The following is a 23,031-nucleotide window of genomic DNA, read 5'->3' as shown; positions in this document are numbered from 1 at the left end:
TCCTGCAGAGAAGTTACCACCGGGTCATGGTGCCGTGGCCGTGAGCACGCCGGGGGTCACCAGCTGGGACACCAGGCTCCTCGTCAACACCTCGACCCGCGTGACGAACGGTGACGACGGCGCGACCTCGCGCGGCGTCCGGCCACTGACGGCGGCGAGGTCGAGGCCGGACTGGTCGAACGGGAGGTAGGCGGTCGGCGCGAGGCCGGTCAGCCGTCGCAGCGTCGCGTCGATCTCGCGCTCGCGCCAGCCGAGCGACGTACGGGTCATGTTGACCACGAGCGTCGGTTCGCGGCCCGGTACGGCCTCGGCCAGGTCGTGCAACCCTCGCACGAGACGGGCCAGACCCACGGGATCGGGCCGGCCCACCGCCACGATCTCCTCGGCCTGGTCGAGCACCTGGAGGGTCGTCTGGTTGCGCTGGCCCGCGTGCCCCGACCCGGTCTCGAGGGAGAACCCGCAGTCGACCACGAGCAGGTCGGTCACGGGCCGCAGCCTCGCCAGGACGAGCTCGAACGCCCCGGTGCGCACCTGGGGCCACATGTCGGCGCGCGGCAGCCCCGTGAGCAGTCGCAGCCCGCTCTCGACATCGAGCAGGTGGTCGGCGGCCTCGTCTGCTCGTCCGGTGTTGGCGGCCCGGCACGCGGCGACCAGGCCGCTCACGTCGTCGAGGACCGACAGCGCCTGGCCCTGCGAGCCGCCATAGGTGTCGGCGTCGACCAGCACGGTGTCGATGCCCTGTGCCGCGGCTGCCGAGGCAAGGCCCAGGGCGACGGTGCTGCGACCGGGTGCTCCCGACGGCCCCCAGACCGCCACGAGAGGCGCGCGGTGCTCCTGCGGCGCATGGCGGGGCTCGGGAGCGTCCCGGGCCACGACGTCGAGGGAACCCAGCCGCAGCCTTCGTTCGATGCCGAGGGCACGGCACCGCTCCTCGTCCGCATCGACGGCGGCCACGCGCACGCCGGAGTGCTCGAGCCGGTAGACCGTGTCCGCGTCGAGGCCCGGCAGGTCGGCCGAGACGAGTGCCGCGGAGGCCAGGTCGGTCTCGGCGACCGCCAGCAGGTCGGCGACGTCGACGCACCGGCGCACCAGTCGCAGGTCCGGGGCCGTCTCGATCTCGCGGATCGCGGTGGCCTCCCAGGGCGCCCCGCCGGCGGCGAGGACGACGTCCGTCACGACACCCTGACCAAGGTCACGTGCCCCGCCGCCACGGTGCTGACGACCGATCCCTTGAGCTGCGACTGGTCGACGTCGACCAGCACGGTCTGTGCGAGAGACCCGTTGAGGGCGGCGGCCTCGTCACCCGACTCGACGACCCGCACCGACTCCAGCACCAGCCTCGCCTTGGCCGCCGGCTCGTCGCCGGGACCGGGCCCGACCCAGACGTCGACGAGGTCACCACGACCGAGGTCGGCCGGCGCCGCCCCTTCGGCGACGTTGAGCGGCAGCTGGTTGCGCGTCGTGGTGTCCCGCGGGACGAGCGCCTGCTTGGCGACCAGCGAGCCCTCCGCCACCCCGTGGGCCCAGACCAGCTCGTCGAGCGGCGCCGCGAACTCCTCGTCCGTACGCAGGTAGCGGTCCGCCGTCGCCGAGGACAGGCGCACGCGGGTCATCTGCAGCGAGTCCTCGGTCACCGGGTCCCCGGGGGCGACCGTGGACCGGACCGACCAGTACGCGACGGTGTCGTCGCTGGCTGCCGCGAGTCGGGCACCGCCGACCGTCGCCCCCAGCACGAGCAGCAGCCCGATCAGGAGTCGTGGATCCCGCCACGGTCGGATGCGCAGCCGTTGCGCTGCTGCCCTGCCTGAATCCCCAGGCCCCCGCCAGTTCGTCATGCATCGGTTGTACCGACTCGGCCGGTATTCGTCCATACCCCTGCACGGTTGTCCACAGGCGGCGCGAACCCGCGGACGGGCTGACACCGGGGCGTGGGAAACTGAAGCCATGCCACCCACCAGCCCGCGGTTCCTCACGCTGGCCGACGTCGCAGAGGTCCTCAACGTCACGGTGCGCCAGGTCTATGCGTTGGTCCGCTCAGGCGATCTCCGTGGCATCCAGATCGGCGGTCGCGGCCAGTGGCGCGTCGAGAACGACCAGCTCGAGGACTACATCGCCCGGCAGTACGCCCGCGCCGAGGTGCCGGACCACGTCGACGAGCACATGCCCGCCGACGACGTCACGTCCGACCGCTGACCACCGCGATCGCACCGAACGGCAGCACCTGACCCCGCCCTGACCCGGCGCTGAGCCGGACGAAGTCCCGGCCGACCACCAGCACCGTCCCGTCGCGGACGCTGCCGTCGACGAGCCGGATGCGGATGTCCTCGCCGGCGTCCCGCAGGGCCCGGAAGACGTGGCCCCAGCCGAGCGCGTCGTCCACGGCCGTCCGCGCGTCGGCCCGACGCTCGCTCGACTGGACGGACGTCACCGCCGCGGCGTTCACCACGTGGTCGAGCGCCTCGCCACGAAGGCGGACCAGTCGTTCGTTGACCAGGGCCACCGTGCCCTCGACCCGGTCAGCTCCACGGACCGTCAACACGACCCGGCCGCCGAGCAGGTCCTGCCACGAGGTCTGCCCCCATTCGCCGTCGCGTAGCTCGTCGACCAGAGCGTCGCGCTCGTCGAGCTCGAGGTCCGCCGCCTGCGCCTCGAGATCCGCGAACAACCGATCCCATCGCATGCCGGAACGCTATCCCAGCGGACCGGTGGACCGACACCTGTGCACGACAGGTTGACACGCGTCCTCAAACAGACTTGTCTGTCATCAAACGTCATCCAACGTCATCAAACGCAGATCGGGGGGTCATGGTGTTGAGTCGTGCGGGTTGGTTCCTGACCGGCTTGGCCGGCATGGGCGTGGCTCTGCTGGCCCCGGGCGCGGACCAGGCCGTACGCGACGTGGCCGGGCCGAGCCTTCCCACCGCGCTGCTCGGTCTCGGGTGCCTCGTCCAGCTGGCCCTGTCCACCTGGGTCCTCCTGACCGTCGCCCTCACGCTGATGCGTGCACCTGACTCTCTCGTTCGCGCCATCGCACCTCGGCTGCTGCGCAGCGCGCTGCTCGCCGGCACGGCAGGCGCTCTGGTCCTCGGCCCCGTCCACGCCGAGCGATCGACGGTCCCCGACGCCCGGGCCCGTCACGACCCCGCCGGGCTGCGCCTGCCGGACCGGCCGGTGGCGTCACCGCCACGTGCCTCGGCGGCGCCGTCGACGGTCGTCGTACGACCGGGCGACACCCTCTGGGCCATCGCCGCCCGCTCGCTGCCCGCAGACGCCTCCGACGCCGAGGTCGCCGCGGCCTGGCGTCGCTGGCACGCCGTCAATCGCGACGTGATCGGCGCCGACCCTCACCTCATCTTCCCCAAGCAACGACTCCATCCGCCGCTCGGGAAGGCCCCCACATGAGAACCGCAACAGCCCTGATCGTCCCCTCGCTCCAGCCGTCGTTCGCCGGCCCGGTCGAGCCGGCTCCCGGACAGATCCCGCTGCCGTTCCCGGGCCTGAGCCCGGTGCTGCCGGTTCCCGTCGAACGTGGCGACGCCGGCCCGATGCGCCAGCGGGCGGCGCGGTTCATGCAGGCTCTCGTCGAGGTGCTGTCAGGGGAACGCGCGGCGCGACAGATGGCCGCCTGGATGGCGCCCGACGTCTACGACCAGCTGACCAGCCGGCTCGCGGCGCACGCACGGGTCCCGCTGCGCTCCCGCTCGGGCCGCGGGGCGCGCATCGTGTCGGTGCACGTCGCGATGGTGCACGACGGCGCAGCCGAGATCGCCGGACGCATGGTGCACCGCGGTCGTTCGCGTGCCCTTGCCGTACGCCTGGAGCTGCAGACCACCCACCGCGGCGACCAGGTCTGGAAGTGCACCGCCCTCACCTGGGCCTGAACGCGCCGAGCCTGACGTCCTCGCACGCGCCGTCGGCGTGCGAGAACGTCAGGCTCAGCGGGTCTAGCGGTTGTTCTTGCGGGACTTCCGCTGCTGCTTGGCCTTCTGGCGCGCCCTGTTCTTGGCGTTCGCCTGACGCCGGGCCTCGGCCTCCGGCGTCTCGTCGGCCGCCGCCTCGCCACGCACCTCGGGCTCGCCGTCCTCGCTCGGTGCGGAGTAGGACAGGGCCTGCGGCTTCTTCTCGGCCGTGAGGCCCTTGGCGCTGACCTGCGGCTCGGCTGCCGCTGCCTCCTCGACCTGGACGTCGAGGTTGAACAAGAAGCCGACGGACTCCTCGGCGATGCCCTCCATCATGGCGTTGAACAGGTCGTAGCCCTCGCGCTGGTACTCCACGAGCGGATCGCGCTGCGAGTACGCCCGCAGGCCGATGCCCTCGCGCAGGTAGTCCATCTCGTAGAGGTGCTCGCGCCACTTGCGGTCGAGGACGCTCAGGACGACGCGCCGCTCGAGCTCGCGCATGACCTCGGAGCCGAGGTCCTCCTCGCGCTTGGCATAGGCCGCCAGCGCATCCTCGGCGACGGCCTCCTGGAGGAACTCCCGCGTCAGGCCCTCGCGGCCTCCCGCCTCGGCCTCGACACCCTCGACCGTGAGGCCGATCGGGTAGAGCGTTCCGAGTGCGGTCCACAGCTGCTCGAGCTCCCACTCCTCGGGGAATCCCTCGGTGGCACCGCGGACGTACGCCCCGGCGACCTCACCGATCATCGAGGTGACCCACTCGTGCATGTCCTCGCCCTCGAGGACGCGGCGGCGCTCGGCGTAGATGACCTCTCGCTGACGGCTCATGACGTCGTCGTACTTGAGGATGTTCTTGCGAGTGTCGAAGTTCTGCGCCTCGACCTGTGCCTGCGCCGACGCGATCGCACCCGTGACCCGCTTGTTCTCGATCGGGACGTCGTCGGGGATCTTCATCGTCTGCAGGACCCAGTTGACCCAGTCGGCCTTGAACAGCCGCATGAGGTCGTCCTCGAGCGACAGGTAGAACCGGGTCTCCCCCGGGTCACCCTGACGACCGGAGCGGCCGCGCAGCTGGTTGTCGATGCGGCGCGACTCGTGCCGCTCGGTGCCGATGACGGCCAGGCCGCCGACCGAGGCGACCTCGTCGTGCTCGGCAGCGACCTGGTCCTCCATCTGCTTGAGGGTCTGCGGCCACGCGGCCTCGTACGCCTCGGAGTCCTCGAGCGGATCGAGACCCTTCTTGCGCAGCGCCTGGTCGGCCAGGAACTCGACGCTGCCGCCGAGCATGATGTCGGTGCCGCGGCCGGCCATGTTGGTGGCCACCGTGACGGCGCCCTTGTGCCCGGCCATCGCGACGATCGCGGCCTCGCGGTCGTGCTGCTTGGCGTTGAGCACCTCGTGCGGGACGCCGCGCTTCTTGAGCTGCTTGGAGAGCCGCTCGCTCTTCGCGACGCTGGTCGTGCCGACCAGGATCGGCTGGCCGTTGTTGTGCCGCTCGACGATGTCCTCGACGACGGCGTCGAACTTCGCCTGCTCGGTGCGGTAGACCAGGTCGGGCTGGTCGACACGGGCGACCTCGCGGTTGGTCGGGATCGGCACGACGCCGAGCTTGTAGATCTTGTCGAACTCCGACGCCTCGGTCAGGGCCGTACCGGTCATGCCGCTGAGCTTGTCGTAGAGGCGGAAGTAGTTCTGGAGCGTGATCGTGGCGAGGGTCTGGTACTCCTCGCGGATGCGCACGCCCTCCTTGGCCTCGATCGCCTGGTGGAGGCCCTCGTTGTAGCGGCGCCCGTCGAGGATGCGTCCGGTGTGCTCGTCGACGATCAGCACCTCACCCTCCATGACGACGTAGTCCTTGTCGTTCTTGAACAGCTCCTTGGCCTTGATGGCGTTGTTGAGGAAGCTGATCAGCGGGGTGTTGACCGCGTCGTAGAGGTTGTCGATGCCGAGCTGGTCCTCGACCCGGTCGATGCCTTCCTCGGTCACGGCGATCGTGCGCTTCTTCTCGTCGACCTCGTAGTGCTCGTCGACCTTCATGGCACCGACGATCTTGGCGAACTCGGCGTACCACTTGACCTCTTCCTCGGTGGGACCCGAGATGATCAGCGGCGTGCGCGCCTCGTCGATGAGGATCGAGTCGACCTCGTCGACGACGGCGAAGTTGTGCCCGCGCTGCACGCACTCGGCGATGTCGTCCGCCATGTTGTCGCGCAGGTAGTCGAAGCCGAACTCGTTGTTGGTGCCATAGGTGATGTCGGCGGCATAGGCCTCGCGGCGCTCGTTCGGCGTCATCGACGGCAGGATCATGCCGACGCTCAACCCGAGGAAGTGGTGCACGCGACCCATCCACTCGGCGTGGTACTTGGCGAGGTAGTCGTTGACCGTGACGACGTGCACGCCCTTGCCGCTGAGCGCGTTGAGGTAGGCCGGCAGCGTCGAGACGAGCGTCTTGCCCTCGCCGGTCTTCATCTCGGCGATGTTGCCCAGGTGCAGCGCTGCGCCACCCATGATCTGCACGTCGAAGTGCCGCTGACCGAGCACGCGCTGGGCGGCCTCACGGACGGTGGCGAACGCCTCGGGCATGAGATCGTCCAGCGTCGCCCCCTCGGCGATGCGGGTGCGGAACTCCGCGGTCATGCCCTGCAGCTCCTCGTCGGTCATGCCGTGGAACTCGTCCTCGAGGTCGTTGACCTGCTTGGCGACCGCCTGGAGCTGCTTGAGGATCTTGCCTTCGCCCATGCGAAGGATCTTGTCGATGACCTTGGGCACGTAGATGCACTTCCTGATACGCCGGAGTCCGCGATGGCTGGAGCCCCAGAAAAAGTTTGAGAGCCTGTTCAGTCTAGGTGACGTGCAAGGGACTTCGTGAGTTCCCCGGCCAGATCGCCCTTGGCAGGAGGAACGACGGAGTTCAGGCCGAGCCAGCCCGCCATGAGCCGCAGCTCGGTGGCGAGCTCGGCCGCGGTGTGGTCCGGCGCGTGCGACTCGGCCCAGGCACCGTGGACCAGCAGCGACCCGGACTGCCGATCGGCCTTGAGGTCGACCCGCGCCACGAGCCGGTCGCCGAGCAGGAACGGCAGGACGTAGTAGCCGTGGACGCGCTTGTGTGCCGGGACGTAGATCTCGATCCGGTAGCGGAAGTCGAAGAGCTGCTCGGTGCGGGTGCGCTCGAACACCAGGGGGTCGAACGGGCTCAGCAGGGCACGGGCGGCCACCTTGCGCGGCCGGGTGGCGTCGCGGTGCACGTAGGCGGGCCGCTTCCAGCCGGCGATCGTGGCGGGGACCAGCTCGCCGGTCGCCACGAGCTCGTCGATTGCGGCCTTGGTGGGCTCGGGGGCCATGCGGAAGTAGTCGCGCAGGCACTGGGCCGTGCCGACCCCCAAAGCGCGGGCGGCGTGACTGACCAGCACGCGATGGGCCTGCGCCGGGTCGAGCGGCGGCTCGTCCAGCTGTGCCTGCGGGATGACACGCTCCGGGAGGTCGTAGACCCGTTCGAACGCTGAGTTGCGGCGAGCGGCGGTGACCTGCCCCTTGTAGAACAGGTACTCCAGCGCCATCTTGACCTCGGACCAGTTCCAGCCCCAGCTGTCCTTGTCGCGCGGCGCGTCGTGCTCGATCTCGCGGGCGGTCATGGGGCCTTTGTCACGCACCTCCTGCAGGACCCAGGCGACGAACTCGGGCTTCTGCTCGATGATCTGCGCCATGCTCCCCCACATCCGCGCGCCGCTGTCCATGCGGAACTGGAACGCCTGCCAGAGCCGGACGTCGACGAGGGCCGCCTCGTGGGCCCAGTACTCGAACAGCCTGCGAGGCCGGCGCGAAGCCGCTCGGTGCAGGAGCTCGCGGTCGTAGGGGCCGAGGCGGGAGAACAGCGGCATGTAGTGCGCCCGGACCAGCACGTTGACCGAGTCGATCTGGAAGAAGCCGAGCCGCTCGATGATGCGGTTGACGTGGCGGGACGCGACCTCACCGTCGAGGCCGGGGCGCGGCCGGGTGAACCCCTGCGCACCTAGCGCGATGCGGGCAGCTTGCGATCGGGTCAGGTCCATGAACGCCGATGCTCGTCTATCGAGGTGACACTTACGGGAGGTCGTCGACCAGCTTGCTGCGAACGGCGTACATCGCCGCTTCCATGCGCGACTTCATCTGCAGCTTCTCGAGGATGTTGCGGATGTGGTTCTTGACCGTGTTCTCGCTGATGAACAGCTCCTCGGCGATCTCGCGGTTGCTGCGTCCGCGGGCGACGTGGCGCAGCACGCCCAGCTCGCGCGGCGTGAGGTTCGTCGTCGGCGCCGGGCTCTTGGACATGTGCACGAACTCGTCGAGCAGCTTCGTCGCCATGCTGGGGCTGATCAGCGACTGGCCGGAGGCCACGAGGCGGACGGCCTCGGCCACCTGCTCGTACGTCGAACCGTCCTTGAGCAGGTAGCCGGAGGCGCCGCTGCGGATCGACTCGTAGAGATCGGACTCGTCGTCGCTGGCGGTGAGCATGATGATGCCCGTCGTCGGCGAGATCTCCTTGATCGCGGCGCACACCTCGACGCCGCTGCGGCCCGGCATGCGAACGTCGAGCAGGACGATGTCGTAGGGGTTCTCGGCGACCATCTCGAGCGCCTTGTCACCGTCGTCGACCTCTTCGAGCTCGAGCACGTCGTCGGCGCCGAGGACCATCTTGACGCCACGCCGGAAGAGCTCTTGGTCGTCGACCAGTAGGACCCGAATGCTGTCACCCCGCGAAGTCACATCCTTGATCATGCCACGGGACGAGCCGATTCGCTGGCACCGGCCTACTCGGTGACGTCGAGGTGGATCACGCCGTAGTCGTAGCCCTTGCGCAGGTAGACGACGCTCGGTCGCATCGAGTCCTTCTCGAGGAACAGGTAGAAGTCGTGCCCGACGAGCTCCATCTCGTACATCGCCTGGTCCAGCGTCATGGGCGGCGCCTGGTGCGTCTTCTCCCGCACCACGATGGGGCAGTCGCCCTCCGAGGCGATCGGCGAGGACTGGCCGGCCGGGAGGTCGACGTCCGGCTCGCCGTCGGCCGGCCCCTCCATCGGCAGCTCGGCCGTCGCCTCCGACAGCGAGGTGGGGGCGTGCCGGCCGTGATGGATGCGGCTGCGGTCGACGGCGCGACGCAGGCGCGACTCGAGCTTGTCGATCGCGGCGTCGAGCGCCGAGTGCTGGTCGGTGGAGGCGGCCTCGGCGCGCACGGCCGGGCCGCGCGAGCGCAACGTCATCTCGACCTTGGCTGCGGTGTCCTGCTGGCGAGGATTCTTCTCGTGCGTGACCTCGACCTCGACGCGGCTGATCTTCTGGCGGGAGTCGTACTTCTCGAGTCGATGCAGCTTTTCCTCGACATGCTCCCGGAACCGCTCAGAGATCTCACTGTTGCGACCGTTGACGACAATTTCCATGGGAACTCCCTTGTCTCGGTGTCGCGCTCGAGTGCAGCGCAGCCTTCATGCCATACCTGTGACGGTAGACCGCGCTCCAAGGATTCGCCAGAGCCGATGCCAAACTCATCCCGGATGCTCAGGATCCGGTCGCGCGACTTCCCGTCATCCGAGGGGTGGCGGCCACCACCGCGATGCCGAGCGGTCGGTGACCCGCTGCGCTGAGCACGCGCACGGCCTCGGCCACGGTCGCACCGGTCGTCAGGATGTCGTCGACCACGACGACGTCACGACCGGGGAGGAGCCTCGTGCTGCGCACCCTGAACGCCCCCCGCAGGTTGGCCGCTCGTGCGGCGGCGCCGAGGCCCACCTGGTCGGTCGTGGCTCTCGCAGGCGCGAGCGCCTGCGAGACCCGCGCCTCGAGCCCCGTGCCGCGCAGCAGCCCAGCCGCCGAGCGGGCGAGCTCGTCGACGAGGTCGCAGCCTCGCTCGCGGCGACTGCGTCGTGACGTCGGCACGGGGACGAGGACGAGCGGGCGCCCCGGCCGGGCCAGCTCGACGACTGCGCTCGCGAGCAGGTGGTCGAGCACCGAGGTCAGCCTGGTGCTGCCGGCCTCCTTCCATGCGACGAGCACCCTGCGCAGGCGGTCGGTGTGGACGCCGGCGGCGACCGGGGTCACGAGGGTGGGCCGTCGCAGGGCAGCCGGGCACGGGTCGGGCCACGCCTCAGCAGGCTCGGGCCGGATCGCCTGCCCGCAGGGACGGCACACGGTCAGCGCCGGCCGGTCGCAGCCGGGGCACCGGGCACCCAGCAGCAGGTCCGCGGCCGGGACGAGGAAGTCACGCATCCGCCGACGATGTCGTGGCGGTCGTCGCCGTTCCAGATCGCCGCACCGAGCCTGTGGACGTCAGGAACCGTAGGTCAGGCCTGTGACTCCTCTGGCCGACAGCAGCTGCCAGGACTGGCCGGCTGGCAGGAACCACAGGCGCCTGCGCGCGTCCGTGGCGTAGCGAGCGGGCGTCTCCCCCGTGCCGACGGCCAGGTCGGTCGCTCCGACGTCCGGCAGGAGCGCGCCGTCGCGAGACAGACCGCCCGACGTCGACGAGCCGTCGATCGCGGTCGTGTGGACCTGGCGTCCCGTCTGGGTCTCGGCGAGGTAGCTCACGTCGGTGCCGGACGACCACGTCACCGACCGCGGCGCCGTCGCGGGGGTGAAGACCGACGTCGGGTCGCCGAGACCCAGGACCCGGTCCTTGGTGTCCCGCTCGACCCAGCCGACCCGGAGGGAGGTGCCGCCCACGCCGCGCACCGTGGCGGCGTAGCGCGAGCCGTCAGGTGACAGGGCGAACGTCCTGACGTCGAGCCGTGCCAGTCCACCGATCCCCAGCGTGCGGATGCGGTCGCCCGTCACCAGCCGGGCCCGGGTCCGGCCCGCCTGGCGGTCGAGCAGCCACACGCTGCCGTCATCGTCCCACCGCGGCGTCAGGAGCTGGGAGCCACCGAACGTACGGGCGTCCGTGCCCTGCCGGTTCGTGACGCGCACGAGGTTGCGACCCCGGAGGACGCCGGCCACGCCGGCGTCCGAGACGCCCACGGCCACCGCCCCCCGGGCGTCCTGGCCCCACGCCCCGCTGAGCCGCTTGACGGTCGACTCGTCGATCTGCACGACCCGGTCGTCCGCGATCGCGTACGCGTGCCCCCGAGCCCCTCGCGGGCCGAAGCTGCGCCACGAGCTCACGTCCTGGGTCGTCCTGTCGCTGTTGGAGAGCACCGTGGTTCCCCCGGCCAGCCGGACGGAGCTCACGTCGGGCACCTGCCGCAGGGTCCAGACGATCTGCGCCGACAGGTGGTTCTGGGCGGACTCGCTCATGGCCGCGAAGTCCGTGGTGAACTCGACGTCGGCGATCCCGTCGTCGGACACCGGCACCGAGGGCCGCAGCGACCGGAGTCGGGGGACGTACGTGCGGGTGGCACCTCGAGCCGAGGTGGCGGGACCGCGCGCGAGGCTCGTGACGAGGGTGGTGGCGAGCTGTTCGCCGACGACGGCGTGGACGGGGTCGGGGACGACCCGGCGCCCGGGTCGGTCGAAGTAGAAGATGTTGAACGACCGGTAGTAGTCGTCGAAGAACTTGCGGTTGACCAGCAGCCCGTCCTGGGGGTTGGTGATCCGCCACTCGCCCTTGACCCGTTCGAGGCGGTAGGTCACGTTCCCGGGCCCGGCCTGGCGCGTGTAGTGGCCTTGCTGGTCGAGCCTCGCGTCGAGGACGAGGCGGGTCTCGACCTCCACCGGGTCGCGGGTCTTGTCGGTGGTCTCCCCGCCCTCACCGCTCTCGCCGGCGGCCAGCGTGGGACCGGACAACCCGACCAGCGAGTAGACCCGCACGCCAGCGGACGGGTTCCACCCCTTCTCCCCCTCTGGCGTGAGGAAGGCCGTCGCCGTGCCGGTGGACACCGGATAGGCCAGCATGGCGTCGAGATAGCCGCGCACGATCTGCTGAGGTGATGCGCCCTCGGCGGGACGCGCCGGCGAGTAGCGCACCGTGCTCTCGCCCAGTCCGCCGTCGTCGGCCACCTTGGACACCGGACCGGACGACGGGATGCCGGCGCACGCCGACACGACCAGCAGCGCGATGACGGCAAGAGCGGAGCGCCGCGCGGTGGCCGGCGCAGCGGTGCGGCTCGCGGACGTCATGCGTGCACCGAGGTCAGGGCGGGATGCTTCGCGGTGCCGTCTGGCTTGGGGATCGTGAGGATGAACTCGCTGCCTTCGCCGGGACGGCCCCAGGCCTGCAGGGTGCCTCCGTGCAGGGCCGCGTCCTCGCGGGAGATCGCGAGGCCCAGGCCCGTGCCGCCCTGCGTACGCGCGGGGTCGGCCCGCCAGAACCGGTCGAAGACGCGGAGGTTCTCGTCGCCGGACAGGCCGATGCCGAAGTCGCGCACGGCCAACGACACGCACTCGTCGTTCTGGGCGACCTCGACCTCGACGCGCGGCGAGCCGCTGTACTTCGCGGCATTGGTCATCAGGTTGCGCACGATGCGGTCGATGCGTCGGATGTCGGCCTCGACGATCGCCGGCTCGTCGACGCCGATGAGCCGCACCTCGATGCCCTTGCGCGCGACCGTGGGGTCGTCCGCGAAGTGGCGCGCGACCTGGCTCAGGTCGATCGTGTCGAGCTCGAGCTTCGCCGCGCCGGCGTCGAAGCGGCTGAGGTCCAGGAGGTCCGACAGCAGCGACTCGAAGCGATCGAGCTCGCCCTTGAGCAGCTCGGCCGACCGGGCGGTCTGCGGGTCGAACCGGTCGCGCGAGTCGTACAGCACCTCGCTGGCCATCTGCACCGTCGTCAGCGGCGTGCGCAGCTCGTGCGACACGTCCGACACGAAGCGCTGCTGGAGCCGCGACAGATTCTCCAGCCGACGGATCTGGCTCTGCAGGCTGGCGGCCATCTGGTTGAACGACGAGCTCAGGCGGGCGATGTCGTCCTCGCCGCTGACGTGCATCCGCTGCTCGAGGTTGCCGCTGGCGTAGCGCTCGGCGATCCTGCGGGCCAGCCGGACGGGGTCGAGCACCTGTCGCGAGACGAGCCACGCGACGCCGCCGACCATCAGCACCATGGCCAGCCCGCCGAGCAGCAGTGCCCGGCGGACCAGGTCGAGCGTCTCCTGCTGGTCCTCCATCGAGAACAGGTAGTACAGCGCGTACGTGTCGCCGGTGCCCGGTGCGCGCAGCTGGCTGCCGACCACGACCGACGGATCGCTGTCGGAGGCGCCGAGCAGCGCGAGGTTGGAGTAGCGCCAATAGGTCCCCGGATTGGTCCTGACCGCCCGGTCGAGATCGGCCGGCAACGAGCCGGGCTGGATCGCGGCGGACGAGCGCACGGGGACCTCGCCTGCACCGGTCAGCAGAGGTCCCTCGAGCACGAGCTCGTACGTCCGCTTGGCACCTCGCGAGCTGGTCAGCGAGTCGACCATCTGCGTGAGCGCCTGCGACTGCGTCGCCGGCTCGGTCTCGACGGTGGCGTCGAGCTGGGTCTGGGCGTAGTCGAAGCCGGACCGTGCCTCGGAGATCGCCGCGACGCGGCGGCTGTCGGCCAGTCCCCCGGCCACGTCACGCAGCAGTGCCCAGCCGGTCAGCGAGATCACAAGGGCGCTGAGCACGATCGTGCTCGTCACGACCCGGGCCTGGATCGACCGCCGCCAGATGCGGGTCAGGCGCCGCATCGGGCACCGTCGGACGGGCGTGGCGGCGTCATGCCGCCGGGCTGATCGCCTGGTAGCCGACGCCGCGGACGGTGCGGATGATCTGAGGGTTCTCGGCGTCGTCCTCGATCTTCGACCTGAGGCGCGTCATGTGCACGTTGACGAGCTTGGTGTCGCCGGGGTGGTGGTAGCCCCACACCTTCTGCAGCAGGGTCTCGCGCGTGAAGACCTGGGCGGGGTCGCTGAGCAGGCAGGCCAGGAGGTCGAACTCCAGCGGCGTCAGCTCGAGCGGCTCGCCCTTGCGGGTCACGGTGTGGCCGGCCGGGTCGAGCACGATGTCGCCGAACACGAGCGGCTCGGCCAGCTCCTCCGAGCGGCGCAGCCTGGCGCGGACCCGCGCGACCAGCTCGGTGTTCTTGAACGGCTTGGTGATGTAGTCGTCGGCGCCGGCCTCGAGCCCGGCCACCACGTCCGGGGTGTCGGCCTTGGCGGTCAGCATGATGATCGGCACGGCCGACTTCTCACGGATCTGCCGACACACGCTCATCCCGTCGAGCCCCGGCAGCATCAGGTCGAGCAGCACGACGTCGGGCTTGAACTGGCTGAACGCCGCCATCACGCGATCACCCGACCGGCAGACCGCTGCGGTGAGGCCCTCGCCCTCGAGGACGATCGTCAGCATCTCGGCGAGCGAGGCGTCGTCGTCGACGACGAGCACCCGGTCGCGTTTGGTCCGTCGGTATGACATGAGGCCTCAATGATACGGAGCCCGACACAGCAACGGGCGCCAGATGCGAACACCTGGCGCCCGAGCTGTCGTCGTGCGGGATCTCAGTAGCGGTAGTGATCCGACTTGTAGGGGCCGGCCACGTCGACACCGAGGTAGGCGGCCTGCTCCTTGCTGAGCTCGGTCAGCTCGACGCCGAGGGCGTCGAGGTGCAGGCGGGCGACCTCTTCGTCGAGGTGCTTGGGCAGCACGTGGACGCCCAGCTCGTACTGGCTGGCCTTGCTGAAGAGCTCGATCTGCGCGAGCACCTGGTTGGTGAACGAGTTCGACATGACGAACGACGGGTGACCCGTCGCGTTGCCGAGGTTGAGCAGTCGACCCTCGGACAGCACGATGATCTTCTTGCCGTCGGGGAAGATCCACTGGTGGACCTGCGGCTTGATCTCGTCCTTGACGATGCCGGGGATCTTGGCCAGGCCGGCCATGTTGATCTCGTTGTCGAAGTGACCGATGTTGCCGACGATCGCCTGGTGCTTCATCTTCTCGAAGTGCTCGACCCGGATGATGTCGAAGTTGCCCGTCGTGGTGATGAAGATGTCGGCGGTCTCGACGACCGACTCGAGGCGCTTGACCTCGTAGCCGTCCATCGCGGCCTGCAGCGCGCAGATCGGGTCGATCTCGGTGACGATGACGCGAGCGCCCTGGCCACGCAGCGACTCCGCGGAGCCCTTGCCGACGTCGCCGTAGCCACACACGACGGCAACCTTGCCGCCGATCATGACGTCGGTGGCGCGGTTGAGGCCGTCGATCAGCGAGTGGCGGCAGCCGTACTTGTTGTCGAACTTGCTCTTGGTGACCGAGTCGTTGACGTTGATCGCCGGGAAGAGCAGCGTGCCCTCACGGAAGCGGTCGTAGAGGCGCAGGACGCCGGTGGTCGTCTCCTCGGAGACGCCCTTGATGTCCTTGGAGATCGTGGTCCAGTGCTGCGGCTTGTTCGCGACCGAGCGCTCCAGGACCCGCAGCACCTCCTTGAACTCCTCGTTGTCGGTGCTGTCCTGCGAGGGGACGACGCCGGTCTTCTCGTACTCGACGCCCAGGTGCAGCAGCATCGTGATGTCGCCGCCGTCGTCGAGCAGCACGTTGGGTCCGCCCTCGGGGAAGTCGAAGACCTTCTCGGCCTCGTCCCAGTACTCGGCCAGCGTCTCGCCCTTCCAGGCGAAGACCGGGGTGCCCTTGGGGTCGTCCACGGTGCCGTCACGGCCGACGACGACTGCTGCCGCGGCGTGGTCCTGGGTCGAGAAGATGTTGCACGTCGCCCAGCGGACGTCGGCGCCGAGGTCCACGAGGGTCTCGATCAGCACGGCGGTCTGGATCGTCATGTGCAGCGAGCCGGCGATGCGGGCTCCGGCGAGCGGCTTGTCCTTGCCATAGCGCTCGCGCATGGCCATGAGTCCCGGCATCTCGTGCTCGGCGAGGTCGATTTCCTTGCGACCGTAGTCCGCGAGGGACAGGTCTGCGACGTTGTAATCCATACGGGACAGCGTACCGGCGGGCGGCGCCTCTCACCGAATCGACGCGGGTGACACATCTCGCGACGTGCGTGCGTAACCTTTGCGACAGTCCGTTCTCAACGTCGATAGGATGTGCGGACGGCGCGGGCAGTCAGGGGGCGGGTCGATGACGGACGGACCGGAGCAGGTCTTTGCCGACATGACGTCCGGCGAGCCCGGGACGCTGGACGCCGCGATCGATTCCTGCGCCACCACGATCCGCCACCTCGCCGACGCGATCGACCTGATCGGCATGGCGACCGACAAGCCCGAGTGGGACAGCTCCGAGGCGTACGAGGCCTACAACCTGCGGGCCTGGACGACACGGGCGGCGGCCGAGGTGGCCCTCATGCGGGTCAACCGCACGTCCCTGGCCCTGCAGATGGTGGCCGAGGCCTACGCCGCGATGGTCGAGTCGGCAACCGTCGTCATCCAGTGGTGGCGCACCACCAAGGGGTCAGACGTGAGCGGGGACCAGGTGTCGCTCGCGCGCAGCATCGCTCTCGTGCGCCTGGCCCTCGTTCGCCTGGCCTTCAACGCCCGCCTCGCCGAGGCGATCGACTTCGTGCAGACCAACCCGTTGAGCGAGGACCAGGAGCAGTGGCGCACGACGGGTCTGATCAAGTCGATGCTGTACGACCTCAACAACCCGACCGACTCCGGCCCGATCATCCCCAACACCTTGGCCACCGGCGACGACGACACCGGTTGGAAGCCGCAGGGCCTTGGCTACGACCCCGACGGCAACCCGCCGGCGCTCCTGCAGACCGCGTACTCGGACGATCAGGCGCAGCTGGCGCGCATCGACCCCGAGACCGGCGAGCAGCTGGGGTTCGTCGACCTCGGCGGCCACGAGGGCGGCCCTCCCCCCGACCATGCCGGTGGCGTGACGGTGCACGGCGGCCAGGTCTACGTCATGTCGTCGGGCGACGACCCCACGATGTACGCATATTCGCTGCGCGAGATCCGCGAGGCCGGTCCCGGGCAGGGCGTCAGTCCTCTGGGCGAGCCGGTCCCGATGGCCGCGGGCGCCTACTCCACGATCGACGGCGACACCATGTACGTCGGCACCCATGTCGAGAACGGTCCCGGCGAGCTCTTCACCTACGTCAAGGACGAGGCAGGCGCGTGGGTCGAGCAGTCCGGTCCGCATGCCACGCCGCCGCAGGTCCAGGGCGCAGCGGTGATCGACGGCCAGGTCGTGTTCTCGACCTCCTTCGGCCGCGGCAACACGAGCGACCTCCAGGCCTACCGGCTGAGCGACGTCCTGGCCGGCCACGGCAACGACGGGGACCGCATGCTCGGCGAGGTCAGCCTGCCCACGATGTCCGAAGGCGTCATCGCGATCGACGGCCAAGGCCTGATCACGACGTACGAGTCCGGCGCCGCGCCGTACTCCACGGCCAGCGACTCGGCGAGCCTCGAGGACCTGTGGGCGGCCCAGACCATGACCGTCACCCCGTTCGCCGAGCTCGGCCTGACCGGTGACGGCATCGACGTCGTCCCGGTGTCGCTCGAGCGGGCGTCGGTCGACTTCGACGCCGGAGCCGGCCGTCTGCGCAGAGCGGCGACCTCGATCGACGAGGTGACGCTCCCTTCGGGGTGTCTCGGAGTCAACCCCCAGGGGGACGCGTTCGCGTCCGTCGTCACGACGCACTGCGACGAGACCTCACAGTGGATCAGCCAAGGGCGGATCTCGGCCGACGTGACGGCAGACGGCCTGGTCGCGTCGGCCAGCTCCTACGTCACCGCCGATCAAGCCATACGCGACGTCTTCTCGTCGCTCTCCTCGTGGTTGGGTGGGCCCTGACATGCGCCGGACACTGACGTTGCTGATCACGGGCCTGCTGTTGGCCGCCTGCGACTCCCCGGACGCCGGTGGGCTCGACTGGCCGGGCGTCGACGAGCCGCTGGGAGCCGAGGCCGGACTGTCCTGGGCCAACTGGCGGACTGGCGAGGTCCATCTCCCGGACGGCAGCACAGTGGAGTCCGGCCGGCCGATCGCCTCTTTCGTGGTGGCCGGCCGAGGTGCCTACGTGGTCGATCGCGCCAGCAAGGAGCTGGTCGAGGTGACCGCGGACGGCGCGCGTGAGACCGGCGCAGTCGTCGACGAGACACCGACGGCCTCCCCCGACGGGAGATATCTCGCCTTCCTCGACACCGAGGCCGGGCCCGCGAACAACGAGGACGTGCACGTGCTGACCTCGGTCGTGGTCGATCTCGAGACCGGGGAAGAAGTGCTGCGCTCCACCCGAGGCATGGGCGATCCCGACAAGGACGATCTCACGGTGCTCTACGACGACGTCGCCCACGGGGTCCTCGCGGTCTCCGACGCAACGGCCTGGATCCACGCCGCCAAGGGCTACGTCCTGGCGGTCGACCTCGCGACCGGTGAGGTCGAACGCGAGTCCGACGCCGACCTCGGCGGTGAGCAGCACCCGTGGGTCACCCCGCAGCTCTCGCCTCCCACGGCCGGCGGTGACGCGAACCCGGACCGCACCTGGGGCATCTACCACGTCAACAAGATGGACCCCAAGATCTCGACCGACCCGGCCGTCCGCTTCCCCTACGACGAGCTGGAGCGAGCCGGCGGCACCCGACTCGTCCCCCGAGTCGACGCGAGGAACTGGTACCTCAAGCAGTGGGTGGACAACACCACGGTGGCCGGGTTCGCCAACACCGGGCTCGACGACCCTGAGCGGGTCAAGCGCACCATGCCCAGCTCGCTCCTGACGTGCACCGTGCCGAGCGGCGAGTGCGAGCTCGTGCCCGACTCGGACGACGCGATCCTGCCCGAGCCGAGCCTGTACTGACACCCCGATCGGCAGCCGCTAGGTTGGTCCGGGGCGTGACGGGGGTCACGCCGACATGACTGGGGGGTCACACATGTCAGAACACACCGCGCCCGGCAAGGGCCCGCTGATCGGGGCGGGGGTGGCGCTGACGATCGCGATCGTCGTGCCGCTGCTCGTGTGGACGTACGCCAAGCCCGATCCCGAGCTCTGGGGCATCCCGTTCTTCTTCTGGTACCAGTTCCTGCTGGTCATCGCCTCGGTCGTCCTGACGACGATCGCCTACTGGCTCGTGATCGGCCACGAGCGCAAGCGTCGCCTCGCTGAAGGCCGCACGAACGGGGGCCCGCGATGAACGACGTCGATCCGGTCGCCCTCAGCATCTTCCTGTTCTTCTTCCTCCTCGTCACGGTGCTCGGCTTCCTCGCCGCGCGCTGGCGCAAGGCCGAGACGCTCGACAACCTCGACGAGTGGGGCCTCGGCGGGCGCAGCTTCGGCACGTTCATCGCCTGGTTCCTGATCGGCGGCGACATCTACACCGCGTACACGTTCATCGCCGTCCCGGCCCTGCTGTACGCCGGCAACGCCACCGGGTTCTTCGCCGTGCCCTACACGATCATCCTGTACCCGATCATCTTCATCTTCCTGCCGCGGCTGTGGTCGGTCTCGCACCGCAGGTCGTACGTCACGCCGGCCGACTTCGTGCAGGGCCGGTTCGACTCGCGCGGGCTGTCGCTGGCGATCGCCTTCACCGGCATCCTGGCGACCCTGCCCTACATCGCGCTGCAGCTCGTGGGCATCCAGGCGGTGCTCGACGTCATGGGCCTCGGCGGCGGCGAGGACGCCAGCTGGTTCCGCAAGGACATCCCGCTGTTCGTGGCCTTCGCCCTGCTGGCGGCCTACACGTACTCGTCGGGCCTTCGGGCGCCCGCCCTGATCGCCTTCGTCAAGGACACGCTGATCTACCTCGTGATCATCGTCGCCGTGATCTACCTGCCGACGCAGCTCGGCGGCTGGAGCGGCATCTTCGACTCGGCCGGCAAGGCGTTCGACTCGTTCAACCAGGAGAACGCCGATGCGATCGCGGCCGGCGAGGCCAGTCCCAAGGGGCTGATCCCCGGCATGGGGTCTCGCAGTGGGCGTACGCCTCGCTGTCCCTCGGCTCGGCGCTCGCGCTGTTCATGTATCCGCACTCGGTCACCGCGGTCCTGTCGACCAAGAACCGCAACATCATCCGGCGCAACGCGGCCCTGCTCCCGGCGTACTCGTTCCTGCTGGGCCTGCTCGCCCTGCTCGGCATCGCCGCGGTGGCTGCCGGCATCCAGGTCAAGAACCCGCAGCTGGCGATCCCGCAGCTGTTCGAGCAGGAGTTCTCGCCGTGGTTCGCCGGCGTCGCGTTCGCCGCGATCGTGATCGGCGCGTTCGTGCCGGCCGCCATCATGTCGATCGCCGCGGCCAACCTGTGGACCCGCAACATCTACAAGGCGTTCCTCAACCCGGACGCCACGGATGCGCAGGAGGCCAAGCAGAGCAAGATCGCAAGCCTCCTGGTCAAGTTCGGTGCGCTGCTGTTCGTGCTGGCGCTGCCCAAGGACTTCGCGATCAACCTGCAGCTCCTGGGCGGCATCTGGATCCTGCAGACGTTGCCGGCGATCGTCATCGGTCTCTACACCCGCTGGTTCCACCGCTACGCGTTGATCGCCGGCTGGGCCGTCGGCATGGTCTGGGGCACCATCGCGGCCTACAACAAGGAGGTCGTGGGCGATCCCGGGTCGCACTTCGGTGGCTCCGTCGGGCCGCTCGAGGTGTTCGGCATCGAGCTGAGCGACAACCTCATCTACTTCGGGCTGACGGCGCTGGCGCTCAACCTGATCGTGGCGGCCATCGGCACGTTCGTCTGCCGCGCGCTCGGCGTCGACGCCGGCACGGACGACACCCACCCGACGGACTACCTGGCCGACGCCGGCGACCCGGACGTCGTCGACCGGCTCGATCCGCTCGCGACTCCCCCGGTCGACTAGGCAGGCCGGGACCTGGCGGCTGGATCACCACGGGGCGCGTGCCCGCTGGTGATCCGGCCGCCAGGCCGTGGCGGGTCGAGGGTCAGATGCTGCGGGCCTCGTCGACGAGCATCACCGGGATGTCGCGGCGGACGGGATAGGCCAGGGCGCAGGTGCTGCAGACGAGCTCGCTGGCCTCGTCGTCGACGGCCAGCGTCGCCCGGCACTGCGGGCACACCAGGATCTCGAGCAGGGCGGGGTCAAGATTCATGATCGCCACTCTAGTGGGCCGTTCAGCGCCGGATGACGGACAGCACGTCGTCGCGCACGCGCGCCATCGTCGCCTCGTCGTCACCCTCGACGTTGAGCCGCAGCAGCGGCTCGGTGTTGGATGCGCGCACGTTGAACCACCACTGGTCGCCCGTGACGGTCAGCCCGTCCAGGGTGTCCTGCGGCAGGTCGGCGTACGTGCTGGACAGCTCGGCCAGGATCGCGGGCCCGTCGTCGACGGTGCTGTTGATCTCGCCCGACGACACATACCGCTCGTACTGCGCCATGAGCTCCGACACCGTGCCGTCGGTCTCGGCCAGCGCGGCCATGACGTGCAGCGCGGCGATCATCCCGGAATCGGCGAGGAAGAAGTCCTTGAAGTAGAAGTGCCCCGAGTGCTCGCCGCCGAAGACCGCGCCGGTGCGCGCCATCTCGGCCTTGATGAGGGAGTGGCCCACCGGCGTACGGACCGCGGTGCCGCCGTTCTCGGCGATGATCTCCGGCACCGCCTTGGACGTGATCACGTTGTGCAGGATCGTCGCGCCCGGCGTGGTCAGCAGCGCCCGTGAGGCGATCAGCGCCGTGATGGCCGAGGGCGAGACGACGTCGCCGCGCTCGTCGACGACGAAGCAGCGGTCGGCGTCGCCGTCGAAGGCCAGGCCGATGTCGGCGCCGGTCTCGCGCACGGTGGCCTGCAGGTCGACGAGCGTGGCGTGGTCGAGCGGGTTAGCGTCGTGGTTGGGGAACGTGCCGTCGAGCTCGAAGTACATCGGGGTCAGCGCCACGTTGAGGGTCGCGAACACCGACGGCACCGTGTGCCCGGCCATGCCGTTGCCGGCGTCGGCGACCACCTCGAGCCGGCGGCGGTCCGGGACCGGCACGAGCTCGTGGAGGTAGTCGGCGTAGCGGCTCAGGGCGTCGAGCTCCTCGTAGGTGCCGGTGGGGTCGGGCAGCTCCGTGCGGGCCAGGAACTCGGTGGCGCGCTCGGCGATCGCCGACAGCCCCGTGTCGTAGCCGATCGGCTTGGCCCCGGCCCGGCACAGCTTGATGCCGTTGTAGGCCGCCGGGTTGTGGCTGGCCGTGATCATCGCGCCCGGCAGGTCGAGGTCGCCGGAGGCGAAGTAGAGCAGGTCGGTCGAGGCCAGGCCGATGCCGATGACGTTGCCCCCCTGGGCCCGCACACCGTCGGAGAACGCCTCGACGAGCAGCGGCGACGTGTCGCGCATGTCGTGGCCGATCACGACCGTGCCGCCGCCGGTGACCCCGGTCTCGATGGCGAAGGCCTCGCCGAGGGCGCGGGTCAGGGCAGGGTCGAGCTGTTCGGGCGAGCGGCCGCGCACGTCGTACGCCTTGACCACCTCCGCCAGACGGGGGTCGATCAAGAGTCAGGCCTCACGAGTCGAAGGGCGGGTGGTCCGTCGGGCTGGGGCGCCGGTGGGCGGCCGGCCTCACGCACGGCGTCTGCAAGGGCGAGCAGGTCGTCCCGGGTGGGCTCGGTCGCGGCGGGGTCGGGAGCAAGACGCAGGACGTTCCAGCCCTGGGGCGCCGACATCCGTTGCGAGTGCTCGGCGCACAGGTCATAGGTGTGCGGCTCGGCGTAGGTCGCGAGGGGACCCAGCACAGCGGTCTGGTCCGCATAGACATAGGTCAGCGTTGCCACTGCCGCCTGGGAGCACGCCGATCGCGTGCATCGTCTCACCGCACCCACGAGCCGAGGTTATCCCCCGGCGCCGACACCGCGCGTTAGGCTCACCGCATGGATCACCTCGGTGGCGTCGTCAGCGGTCCGCGGCCCGGCCGCATGCGCGATCGACGCGGGCGGGGCCCACGGGGACCGATGGCTCTCCCGGGCCCGCTCTCGCCGCGCAGCGTGCCGGTTCACCGCCCGGCGCGTGCGTCGTTCGACCTGCTGGTCGGGGACGTCCTGGCCGCGCTCGAGCCACACTTCACGGTCGAGCCCGACCACGTCGAGGTCGTGGTCGAGGAGGCGCCGCTGCTGCCCCCCGAATGGACCGACGACGTGCCGTTGAGCATCGTCGCGCCGGAGGCCGAGGGCTCCCGAGTCGTGCTGTTCCGCATACCGATCGCCCAGCGGTGCACCAGCAACGACGACCTGGAGGACCTCGTCTGGACGGTCGTCCTCGACCGCCTCGCGGAGGTCTGGCACATGTCGCCCGACGACCTCGATCCCCGGCCGCGCTAGTCC

The 23,031-nt window shown here is 69.9% G+C and carries 24 protein-coding genes; 9 read left to right on the top strand and 15 right to left on the bottom strand.

What is annotated here, in order from left to right:
- Positions 1-24: 24 nt before the first annotated feature.
- Positions 25-1,176, bottom strand: coding sequence for a hypothetical protein (locus AB0N22_RS00910; protein WP_364634773.1), 1,152 nt, complete (start codon positions 1,174-1,176; stop codon positions 25-27).
- Positions 1,173-1,835 (bottom strand): hypothetical protein, encoded by a 663-nt coding sequence (locus AB0N22_RS00905; RefSeq protein WP_364634770.1) that lies wholly within the window; start codon positions 1,833-1,835, stop codon positions 1,173-1,175. The genes AB0N22_RS00910 and AB0N22_RS00905 overlap by 4 nt, the downstream gene beginning before the upstream one ends.
- A gap of 109 nt (positions 1,836-1,944) precedes the next feature.
- On the opposite strand from AB0N22_RS00905, the gene AB0N22_RS00900 reads away from it, so the two are divergent.
- Positions 1,945-2,193: a helix-turn-helix domain-containing protein gene (locus AB0N22_RS00900; RefSeq protein ID WP_364634767.1), complete on the top strand. Its 249-nt coding sequence runs from the start codon at positions 1,945-1,947 to the stop codon at positions 2,191-2,193.
- On the opposite strand, the gene AB0N22_RS00895 is transcribed toward AB0N22_RS00900, so the two are convergent.
- Positions 2,177-2,680, bottom strand: a complete 504-nt coding sequence (locus AB0N22_RS00895) for a hypothetical protein (protein ID WP_364634765.1) — start codon at positions 2,678-2,680, stop codon at positions 2,177-2,179. The two genes, AB0N22_RS00900 and AB0N22_RS00895, sit on opposite strands and share 17 nt — an antisense overlap.
- A 125-nt stretch (positions 2,681-2,805) precedes the next feature.
- Here AB0N22_RS00895 and AB0N22_RS00890 point away from each other — a divergent pair, with 125 nt between their 5' ends.
- Complete coding sequence (locus AB0N22_RS00890) at positions 2,806-3,402, top strand: LysM domain-containing protein (RefSeq protein WP_364634762.1); 597 nt, start codon at positions 2,806-2,808, stop codon at positions 3,400-3,402.
- Complete coding sequence (locus AB0N22_RS00885; protein ID WP_364634759.1) at positions 3,399-3,881, top strand: Rv3235 family protein; 483 nt, start codon at positions 3,399-3,401, stop codon at positions 3,879-3,881. The genes AB0N22_RS00890 and AB0N22_RS00885 overlap by 4 nt, the downstream gene beginning before the upstream one ends.
- Before the next feature lie 63 nt (positions 3,882-3,944).
- Here the strand turns inward: AB0N22_RS00885 and secA are convergent, their stop codons facing one another.
- The 9 genes from secA to ahcY form a co-directional block, all read right to left on the bottom strand.
- Positions 3,945-6,653 carry a preprotein translocase subunit SecA gene (gene secA / locus AB0N22_RS00880; protein WP_364639145.1) on the bottom strand — a complete coding sequence of 903 codons (2,709 nt, stop codon included), beginning with the start codon at positions 6,651-6,653 and terminating at the stop codon, positions 3,945-3,947.
- 80 nt (positions 6,654-6,733) lie between these two features.
- Positions 6,734-7,945, bottom strand: a complete 1,212-nt coding sequence (locus AB0N22_RS00875) for a crosslink repair DNA glycosylase YcaQ family protein (protein ID WP_364634756.1) — start codon at positions 7,943-7,945, stop codon at positions 6,734-6,736.
- A gap of 31 nt (positions 7,946-7,976) precedes the next feature.
- On the bottom strand, positions 7,977-8,639 hold the full coding sequence (locus tag AB0N22_RS00870; RefSeq protein WP_364634753.1) for a response regulator transcription factor: 663 nt from the start codon (positions 8,637-8,639) through the stop codon (positions 7,977-7,979).
- Between the two features lie 44 nt (positions 8,640-8,683).
- Positions 8,684-9,310: a ribosome-associated translation inhibitor RaiA gene (raiA, locus tag AB0N22_RS00865; protein WP_364634751.1), complete on the bottom strand. Its 627-nt coding sequence runs from the start codon at positions 9,308-9,310 to the stop codon at positions 8,684-8,686.
- A 118-nt stretch (positions 9,311-9,428) separates the two neighbouring features.
- The gene (locus tag AB0N22_RS00860; RefSeq protein WP_364634748.1) at positions 9,429-10,136 is read right to left on the bottom strand and encodes a phosphoribosyltransferase family protein; all 708 of its coding nucleotides are present in this window, start codon (positions 10,134-10,136) and stop codon (positions 9,429-9,431) included.
- Between the two features lie 60 nt (positions 10,137-10,196).
- On the bottom strand, positions 10,197-11,981 hold the full coding sequence (locus AB0N22_RS00855; protein WP_364634745.1) for an LpqB family beta-propeller domain-containing protein: 1,785 nt from the start codon (positions 11,979-11,981) through the stop codon (positions 10,197-10,199).
- The gene (gene mtrB, locus AB0N22_RS00850) at positions 11,978-13,507 is read right to left on the bottom strand and encodes an MtrAB system histidine kinase MtrB (protein ID WP_364634742.1); all 1,530 of its coding nucleotides are present in this window, start codon (positions 13,505-13,507) and stop codon (positions 11,978-11,980) included. The genes AB0N22_RS00855 and mtrB overlap by 4 nt, the downstream gene beginning before the upstream one ends.
- A 28-nt stretch (positions 13,508-13,535) precedes the next feature.
- Positions 13,536-14,234 (bottom strand): MtrAB system response regulator MtrA, encoded by a 699-nt coding sequence (mtrA, locus tag AB0N22_RS00845; RefSeq protein WP_364634739.1) that lies wholly within the window; start codon positions 14,232-14,234, stop codon positions 13,536-13,538.
- Between the two features lie 83 nt (positions 14,235-14,317).
- Positions 14,318-15,745 (bottom strand): adenosylhomocysteinase, encoded by a 1,428-nt coding sequence (gene ahcY, locus AB0N22_RS00840; protein WP_364634736.1) that lies wholly within the window; start codon positions 15,743-15,745, stop codon positions 14,318-14,320.
- Positions 15,746-15,890: 145 nt separating this feature from the next.
- On the opposite strand from ahcY, the gene AB0N22_RS00835 reads away from it, so the two are divergent.
- The 5 genes from AB0N22_RS00835 (at position 15,891) to AB0N22_RS00815 (ending at position 20,576) form a co-directional block, all read left to right on the top strand.
- A complete protein-coding gene (locus AB0N22_RS00835) occupies positions 15,891-17,573 on the top strand; it encodes a hypothetical protein (protein ID WP_364634734.1) in 1,683 nt (560 codons plus the stop codon).
- A 1-nt stretch (position 17,574) separates the two neighbouring features.
- Positions 17,575-18,576: a hypothetical protein gene (locus AB0N22_RS00830; RefSeq protein ID WP_364634731.1), complete on the top strand. Its 1,002-nt coding sequence runs from the start codon at positions 17,575-17,577 to the stop codon at positions 18,574-18,576.
- A gap of 73 nt (positions 18,577-18,649) precedes the next feature.
- Complete coding sequence (locus AB0N22_RS00825; protein WP_364634728.1) at positions 18,650-18,910, top strand: DUF3311 domain-containing protein; 261 nt, start codon at positions 18,650-18,652, stop codon at positions 18,908-18,910.
- A complete protein-coding gene (locus AB0N22_RS00820) occupies positions 18,907-19,968 on the top strand; it encodes a hypothetical protein (RefSeq protein WP_364634725.1) in 1,062 nt (353 codons plus the stop codon). Before AB0N22_RS00825 ends, AB0N22_RS00820 begins: the two co-directional genes overlap by 4 nt.
- Positions 19,863-20,576: a hypothetical protein gene (locus AB0N22_RS00815; protein WP_364634723.1), complete on the top strand. Its 714-nt coding sequence runs from the start codon at positions 19,863-19,865 to the stop codon at positions 20,574-20,576. The genes AB0N22_RS00820 and AB0N22_RS00815 overlap by 106 nt, the downstream gene beginning before the upstream one ends.
- 82 nt (positions 20,577-20,658) lie before the next feature.
- Here AB0N22_RS00815 and AB0N22_RS00810 read toward each other — a convergent pair whose 3' ends face one another.
- Genes AB0N22_RS00810 through AB0N22_RS00800 form a run of 3 tightly spaced genes read right to left on the bottom strand, consistent with a single transcriptional unit; the run spans position 20,659 to position 22,524 of the window.
- The gene (locus tag AB0N22_RS00810; protein ID WP_364634721.1) at positions 20,659-20,826 is read right to left on the bottom strand and encodes a Trm112 family protein; all 168 of its coding nucleotides are present in this window, start codon (positions 20,824-20,826) and stop codon (positions 20,659-20,661) included.
- Positions 20,827-20,848: 22 nt separating this feature from the next.
- A complete protein-coding gene (locus AB0N22_RS00805) occupies positions 20,849-22,207 on the bottom strand; it encodes a phosphomannomutase/phosphoglucomutase (RefSeq protein ID WP_364634719.1) in 1,359 nt (452 codons plus the stop codon).
- Positions 22,204-22,524, bottom strand: a complete 321-nt coding sequence (locus AB0N22_RS00800; RefSeq protein ID WP_364639142.1) for a DUF3499 domain-containing protein — start codon at positions 22,522-22,524, stop codon at positions 22,204-22,206. The genes AB0N22_RS00805 and AB0N22_RS00800 overlap by 4 nt, the downstream gene beginning before the upstream one ends.
- Before the next feature lie 57 nt (positions 22,525-22,581).
- Here AB0N22_RS00800 and AB0N22_RS00795 point away from each other — a divergent pair, with 57 nt between their 5' ends.
- Entirely contained in the window at positions 22,582-23,028 is a 447-nt protein-coding gene (locus AB0N22_RS00795) for a metallopeptidase family protein (protein WP_364634716.1), read from the top strand.
- Positions 23,029-23,031: the final 3 nt, after the last annotated feature.

This window comes from Aeromicrobium sp. NPDC092404 (assembly GCF_040684095.1).
In the GTDB taxonomy this organism is placed as follows: domain Bacteria; phylum Actinomycetota; class Actinomycetes; order Propionibacteriales; family Nocardioidaceae; genus Aeromicrobium.
This window is presented reverse-complemented; position numbering and strand designations above follow the sequence as displayed.